Annotated in this window: 7 protein-coding genes and 1 other annotated feature; all 7 genes read right to left on the bottom strand. The window is 48.5% G+C overall.

Annotated elements, in window-relative coordinates; genetic code table 11:
- Positions 1-354, bottom strand: a 354-nt coding sequence (locus tag F8N00_RS14300; RefSeq protein WP_421018429.1) for a deoxyribodipyrimidine photo-lyase, incomplete at its 3' end; no start/stop codon positions are given.
- A gap of 290 nt (positions 355-644) precedes the next feature.
- On the bottom strand, positions 645-1,229 hold the full coding sequence (locus F8N00_RS14305; RefSeq protein WP_023468923.1) for a DNA-3-methyladenine glycosylase: 585 nt from the start codon (positions 1,227-1,229) through the stop codon (positions 645-647).
- A 62-nt stretch (positions 1,230-1,291) separates the two neighbouring features.
- Entirely contained in the window at positions 1,292-3,058 is a 1,767-nt protein-coding gene (gene aspS, locus F8N00_RS14310) for an aspartate--tRNA ligase (protein WP_023468924.1), read from the bottom strand.
- Positions 3,055-4,335 (bottom strand): histidine--tRNA ligase, encoded by a 1,281-nt coding sequence (gene hisS / locus F8N00_RS14315; protein WP_023468925.1) that lies wholly within the window; start codon positions 4,333-4,335, stop codon positions 3,055-3,057. The genes aspS and hisS overlap by 4 nt, the downstream gene beginning before the upstream one ends.
- A 42-nt stretch (positions 4,336-4,377) precedes the next feature.
- Positions 4,378-4,599, bottom strand: a binding site (T-box leader).
- A 45-nt stretch (positions 4,600-4,644) separates the two neighbouring features.
- Positions 4,645-5,094 carry a D-aminoacyl-tRNA deacylase gene (gene dtd / locus F8N00_RS14320; RefSeq protein ID WP_035396647.1) on the bottom strand — a complete coding sequence of 150 codons (450 nt, stop codon included), beginning with the start codon at positions 5,092-5,094 and terminating at the stop codon, positions 4,645-4,647.
- A gap of 14 nt (positions 5,095-5,108) precedes the next feature.
- Complete coding sequence (locus F8N00_RS14325; RefSeq protein ID WP_023468927.1) at positions 5,109-7,307, bottom strand: RelA/SpoT family protein; 2,199 nt, start codon at positions 7,305-7,307, stop codon at positions 5,109-5,111.
- A 141-nt stretch (positions 7,308-7,448) separates the two neighbouring features.
- Positions 7,449-7,900 (bottom strand): adenine phosphoribosyltransferase (locus F8N00_RS14330; protein WP_421018430.1); only part of this gene is annotated, 452 nt, incomplete at its 5' end.

A 7,900-nucleotide genomic window follows, 5' to 3' on the forward strand; every position in this document is an offset into this window, starting at 1 on the left:
TGTATAAGAGACAGCGGTATATCTGTCTTCGATATACTGCTCACTTGTCGCTTCTTCTGTTCCGGTCATCTTATGGAAATAGACGGTATCATCCGCTTGCAGATAAGAATCGAGTGCCTCACTTGTCTCCCCTTCTACTATATCTAACGTAATCCCGATTTGAGACAGATGGCCCGCTAAGTTATCAAGTGTCTCTTGTTCGAACCGTGCTTGTTGTGTACCTCTTTTAAAATCGCGTTTCTTTTGGTCTTTGACGTATACGGCACGAATGACGTCCTGTTCTTCACACGCACTCCGAAGTGCCTCATGATCATCGACACGTAAATCATGACGATACCAAACGACTGCTCCCATATTGATCGACTCCCTTCTCCTTATACTATGACCCGACCAAGGTAGATAGAAAACCACTTGATGTGCCGATGAGGTTTTAAGACGTTGTTTTCGTGGAATATGATTAGTACAACAAATCAGAGGAGTGAATGAATCAATGGCAGCAAAACGCGGTAAACTCAGAACATTAATGACGCTCGTAACGACGGTTGGTCCAATCGTCTATAAATTCTATAAAAAGCAACAGTCGAAAAAATCAATCAACAACCCTAAATAAAAAATGGACGTCTCCTTATCGGAGCGTCCATTTTTTAACGTTTACTTACCCCTTCACTCGCCTCTACATAAAAACGCCATGGATAGGCTGTCGCTTCTCCTGCATTCGGAATACCGATCCGTGTCGTCTGGACGACCGCGTCGACCGAGTCAGCAACAAGTCGGAAACGGTCTTGATAAAGATCCTGTCCCGAATCAGCTGTCGTTAGACCGAATCCTTGGCACAGTTTCGCCGGTCCATTGACGAGATTGCGTCGTTGCGCCGCTGTCAACTCTGCGTAGGAACAACCAAAACGACGTTCCGCGACGAGATCGTGCCCACTAATGATTTCCGCACCTCGTAGCAATAATCCGTATCCTTCCCCTTCATGTCCACAAACGATATTCATGCAGTGATGCATCCCATATGTGAAATACACATAGAGATGCCCCGGTGGACCGAACATCGGTGCCGTCCGTTTCGTTGGTTTTCCGGAAAACGAATGCGCTGCTTGATCGTGAGGACCGAGATAGGCTTCGACCTCGACGATCCGCATCGTCACCTCATCGACTGTGATCTGTGTTCCTAAGAAGTCTGGACCGACTTCAACCGGAGACCGTTCAAAAAAGTGTCGTTCCATCCGTTCATCCTCCTTCATGAAACAAGCGAATCTCCCATACCGGAAGATTCGCTTGTCGTATCTTACGATTGTTTGACCGCTGTTCGAATCGAGAGATCGTTTAATTGTGCATCCGAGACTGGGCTTGGTGCTGCCGTCAACAGATCACTTGCTGATGCTGTTTTCGGGAAGGCAATCGTATCACGCAAGTTTGAACGTCCTGCGAGTAACATAACGAGACGGTCTAGACCAAGTGCGATCCCCGCATGTGGTGGTGTTCCGTATTCGAATGCTTCCATCAAGAAACCGAACTGCTCGTTTGCTTCTTCTTCTGTGAAGCCAAGCAACTTAAACATCCGCTCTTGGATATCCCGTTCGTAGATCCGTTGTGATCCACCGCCGAGCTCGTATCCGTTCAAGACGAGGTCGTACGCGACGGCGAGGACTTTTCCAGGATCCGTCTCGAGCAATTCGAGATCTTCACGACGTGGCATCGTGAACGGGTGGTGGTTCGCGTAGAAACGACCTTCTTCTTCTTCATACGTGACGAGTGGGAAGTCCGTCACCCAAAGGAAGTTGAAGACCGACTCATCGATCAAGTCCAGTTCCTTCGCTAATTTCTGACGGAGCGCACCTAAGCTGTCTGCTACGATCGATGCTTTTGCTGCGACGAACAACAATAAGTCGCCTGCTTCCGCACCTGTCGCCGCTGTCAGGCGAGCAGCTGCTTCTTCGTCGAAGAACTTCGCGATCGGACCGTTCAGTCCGTCCCCTGTCACTTTGACCCACGCGAGACCTTTTGCACCGTAAATCGCCGTGAATTCTTGTAACTTATCGATATCTTTCCGCGAGAAGCGCTCTGCTGCACCTTTGACGTTCAAGGCTTTAACTTCGCCACCAGCTTCTAGTGCCATGTCGAATACTTTGAATCCTGCCCCTTTGACGGCTTCCGCGACATCAATCAATTCGAGACCGAAGCGTGTATCCGGTTTATCCGAACCATACCGGCTCATCGCTTCCGCGTACGGCATCCGTGGGAACGGTGTCACGATATCTTTACCAAGCGTTTCCTTCATGACACGCGTCATCATCGATTCCATCATCGCATACAAGTCTTCGATGTCCATGAAGCTCGTCTCGATGTCGACTTGCGTGAATTCAGGTTGACGGTCTGCCCGTAAGTCTTCGTCACGGAAACAACGTGCAATTTGGAAGTACCGTTCAAAACCAGACACCATCAGCAATTGTTTGAACAATTGCGGTGATTGTGGCAAGGCATAGAACTCACCTGGGTGAACACGACTCGGAACGAGATAGTCACGTGCGCCTTCTGGTGTTGATTTCGTTAAGATTGGTGTCTCGACTTCCAAGAAGTCTTGCTCATCGAGGAAGTTCCGCATAATGTTCGATGCTTTCGAACGAAGACGGAATGTCTCTTGAAGCGACGGACGACGCAAGTCAAGATAACGATATTTAAGACGTAAATCTTCTGACGTCTGCTCTGCTTCTTCACTGATCGGGAATGGTGTCATCTTCGCTGCATTCAAGATGACGACTTCATCCGCGACGACCTCGACTTGCCCAGTCGGAATGTTCGGGTTCGGATTCTCACGTGCGATGACGTGTCCTTTGATATCGAGGACATACTCTGAACGAATTGATTCTGCAAGGCGGTGTGCCTGCTCGTTTTCCGGTTGGAAGACGATTTGGACGATACCACTCCGGTCGCGGAGATCAAGGAAGATCAATCCTCCTAAGTCACGTCGTTTTTGAACCCATCCTTTAAGTTGAACGTGTTGTCCGATGACTTCTTCCGTCACCTGACCGTTCATATGCGTGCGTCCGATCATTGTGCTTCCTCCTTTAATTTCGCGACGATCGTATCAGCGACTGCTGATAACGGAACGTCCGTCTGTTCCCCTGTAGCCATGTTCTTCAGCGCCGCTGCACCACGCTCGACTTCTTCATCCCCGAGGATGACCGTGTAGCGTGCTTTCAAGCGATCGGCTGCTTTGAATTGTCCTTTGAACTTCCGACCGAGATAATCCCGATCGGCGACAAGTCCTTCGAGACGCATCAATTGTAAGAGACGTGTTGCTGTCTTTTCGACTTCGTCACTGCCTTGTGCAACGATGAAGACATCGATTTGATCATCGACTGCCGGTAAGACGTTCTCATTCTCAAGCGCCATCAATAAACGCTCGATGCCGATTCCGAATCCGATTCCCGGTGTTGCCGGTCCACCGATTTGTTCGACGAGACCGTTGTATCGTCCACCACCACATAGTGTCGTGATTGCTCCGAAGCCTTCTGCTTCTGACATGATCTCGAACGCCGTGTGATTGTAATAATCGATTCCGCGAACGAGCGTTGGATCAACGACATACTCGATGCCGAGTGCATCTAAGTGAAGCAATACTTCGTCGAAGTAAGCTTTTGATGCCGGGTTTAAGTAATCGAGAATTGATGGTGCTGTTGCCATGCTCGGGTGATCGCGGTCGACCTTACAGTCAAGGACACGAAGTGGATTCGTTTCGAGACGGTTCTGACAGTCCTGACATAACTCGTGAACGACCGGTTTGAAGTGATCGACAAGTGCTGCCCGGTGTGCGGCGCGACTTTCGTTATCCCCGAGTGTATTGATGACGAGCTTAAGGTGCTTCAATCCAAATGAACGGTATATGCTCATCGCGAGACTGATGACTTCCGCATCGATCGCTGGTTGTTCACTGCCAAGTGCTTCGACTCCGTATTGGTGGAGCTGACGGAAACGACCTGCTTGCGGACGTTCATAACGGAACATCGGTCCAATGTAGAACAATTTCGTCGGTTGGTTTGGTGAACCGAACAGCTTGTTCGTTACGAATGAACGAACAACAGCAGCCGTTCCTTCTGGACGTAACGTCAACTGGTCTTTTCCGCGTTTCTCAAGCATGAACATCTCTTTTTGAACGATATCCGTCGTCTCACCGACGCCACGTTTAAAGAGTTCTGTCTCCTCAAAAATCGGCGTCCGGATTTCCTTATAGTTGTAACGCTTACTAATGTCACGTAATTGTTGCTCGATGTACTGCCAGCGTTCGACTGTTCCTGGAAGGACATCAAACGTACCGCGTGGTAATTTCATCTCAAATTCCTCCTTTTTTGAATACAAAAAAGTCCTCGTCCGCAAAGGGACGAGAACTTGAAGATCCCGTGGTACCACCCTGGTTGTCAAATCACATTTGACCACTCGGTGCAGTTAACGCCTGCGTACGACCTTCCCTACTATCGGTTCAGGAAGATACCTCGGAAGGGTCTTTCATCGAGTTCGTCTGTTCGCCCTTCCAGCCAAGGGGCGACTCTCTAAGCAGACGAGGTCTTGATTACTCCTCTTCGTCTTCGGTCGTATGAATCATTTGGTTACGTCTAATATTGCCTCGTCTCTCGGTTCCTGTCAAGCGTTTGCTTCTTTTTCAAGAATCAATGTCACCGGTCCATCATTGACGAGCGCGATATCCATCATCGCACCGAACTGACCTGTCTCGACTGTCAGTCCTTGCGCGCGAAGACGTTCATTGAACGCTTCATACAATTCGTTGGCAACATCAGGTTTCGCTGCTTCCGTAAACGCTGGGCGACGTCCTTTTTTGACATCACCATACAACGTGAACTGCGAGACGGATAGAATCTGACCGTCGACATCTTGCAACGAGCGGTTCATCCGTTCCTCTTCATCTTCAAACACGCGGAGTCCTGCGATTTTATCAGCTAACCAGTTCACCTGATCGATCGTGTCTTCGTGCGTGACACCGACAAGCAAGAGAAAACCTTGCTTGATTTGACCGATGACCTCCTGATCGACTGTGACACTTGCTTCTTTGACTCGTTGTAATACGACTCGCATGACTCATCCGCTCCTTACGTCATCATGACGCGATGCACAGCATACACGTCAGAGATTTGTTTGATCCGATCGACGACTTTTTGTAAATGGTTGACGTTGTTGATCGCGATCGTCATCGTGATTTTGGCTTGTTTACTGTCGTCGCCTTTCCCGCTGACGGCAACAATGTTCGTATTCGTCGCAGATACCGACTGCAGGACATCGTTCAATAATCCAGCCCGGTCGAATCCAGAAATTTCGATTTCGACGTTATAACTCTTAACGGCTTTGCCTTCGTGTTCCCACTCGACTTCGAGCAAGCGTTCTGGATTTTGTTCATGAATGACATTCAAACAATCCGTCCGGTGAATCGAGACACCCCGTCCACGTGTGATATACCCGACGATATCGTCCCCTGGTACTGGATTACAACAACGACTCATGCGAACGAGCATGTTATCGATTCCTTTTACACGAACGCCTTCTGGATTTTCCTTCTTCGGACGATCAAACGTCTTCATCTCACTGATGGCTTCGTTCAGTTCAAGATTTTTGGACTCTTTGTCTTTGCGTAACTTTTCCGTCAATTTATGCGCGACTTGGGCAGCGGTCAGACCATGATACCCAACAGCAGCATACATGTCTTCTTCTTGCGCGAAGTTGAACTTCCGCGTCACGTCTTCGAGCGTCTTTTCATTGATGACTTCCTTCGGCTCGAATCCGAGTTTCTTGACTTCCGCTTCGATCAGTTCCCGTCCTTTAGAGACGTTCTCTTCGCGTTGCTGACGTTTGAACCATTGACGGATCTTGTTCTTCGCCTGACTCGACACACAAATCTTGAGCCAGTCCTTACTTGGACCATAACTGTGTTTTGATGTGACGATTTCAATGATGTCGCCTGTCTTCAGCTTATAATCAATCGGTACCATCCGTCCGTTGACTTTCGCTCCGATCGTTCGGTGACCGATCTCTGTATGAATCCGGTAGGCATAATCAATCGGAACAGAGCCTTTCGGCAATTCGATGACGTCGCCTTTTGGTGTAAAGACGTACAACATGTCACTAAAGAAATCGACTTTGACCGATTCCATGAATTCTTCAGCATCCGCCGTATCCTTCTGTAACTCAAGAATTTCACGGAAATGGGCAATCTTATCCTCAAAGCCTGATTTCGCTTCCTGTTCCTTGCCTTCTTTATACGCCCAGTGAGCGGCAATCCCGTACTCGGCAATAAAGTGCATGTCCCGTGTCCGAATTTGGACCTCGAGCGGCTCGCCTTTCGGTCCGATGACCGTCGTATGCAGCGATTGATACATGTTCGGCTTCGGCATCGCGATATAATCCTTGAAACGTCCCGGCATCGGTTTATATTGCGTATGAATGATTCCGAGAACAGCGTAACAGTCCTTGATTGAATCGACGATGATGCGCACAGCCATCAAGTCATAAATTTCGCTGAACTCTTTTTTCGAGTTTTGCATCTTGTTATAAATGGAATAGATATGCTTCGGACGTCCATCGACTTCCGCTGCGATTTGTACATCATCGAGTACTTCGTTGACCTCTTCAATGACCGAACTGACTAGCGCTTCGCGTTCCGTCCGTTTTTGTTTCATCATTGAGACAATCCGGTAGTACTGTTGTGGATTGATATAACGCAAACTGATGTCTTCGAGTTCCCACTTGATCGTCGAGATCCCGAGACGATGCGCAAGCGGTGCAAAGATTTCGAGCGTCTCTTCTGCCTTTTGCACCTGCTTTTCCTTGACCATATGTTGCAACGTTCGCATGTTATGCAGACGGTCAGCCAGTTTGATCAAGATGACGCGAATGTCTTCTGCCATCGCGATGAACATCTTCCGGTGGTTCTCAGCCAATTCTTCGCGTTTCGATTTATATTTGATTTTCCCGAGTTTCGTGACGCCGTCAACGAGCATCGCGACGTCGGGTCCGAATCGTTCCGTTAATTCTTCGAGTGTAATGTCCGTATCTTCGACGACATCATGAAGAAGCGCAGCGACGATCGTCGTTGCATCCAAACCAATATCGACTAAGATACCGGCAACTTGTACCGGATGAATGATGTAGGGTTCCCCAGAACGGCGGAATTGCCCATCATGTTCGTCTTTCGCGAATTGGTAAGCCCGTTCGATGTCTTTGACTTCAGCTTGCGTCATGTATTCCGCACATCGAGCGAGAAGGTCTTCTACATTTACGATTTGTTTGTTTGTCATCCCTTTTCCTCACCCAGTCCCCGGGATCGTCTGCAACGGAATCCCTAATATATAGTTCTTATTATCGTGAAATCTTGAGAAGATGTCAAAATAAAAAGAAATACCCCCTTGGTCACCATGTACCAAGAGAGTATATATGCTTTAGTCTTCGTAACGAATCAATGAAAGAACGTCGTATCCTTCGAGTTTCTCACGTCCACCAAGACCATCGAGTTCAATCAAGAATCCGATTCCGGCAACCGTTCCGCCTAATTTTTCAATCATTTGGATCGTCGCTTCGATCGTACCACCTGTTGCAAGCAAGTCGTCAAGGATGACGACGCGTTGTCCTGGTTGAATCGCATCTTCATGCATCGTCAAGACGTCTTTTCCGTACTCAAGACCATACTCGACACGGACTGTCTCACGTGGTAATTTTCCTTCTTTACGGACAGGTACGAATCCGATTTCCATCGCGTAAGCGGCTGGGCAACCAACTACGAATCCACGTGCTTCCGGACCCGCGATGACATCAGCACCTTTACTGCGTGCATATTCGACAAGTGCATCAACCGATTGTTTGTATACCTGTCTCTTATACACATCTCCGAGCC

This window comes from Exiguobacterium sp. A1_3_1, from assembly GCF_048985645.1.
Taxonomy (GTDB): Bacteria; Bacillota; Bacilli; order Exiguobacteriales; family Exiguobacteriaceae; genus Exiguobacterium_A; species Exiguobacterium_A indicum.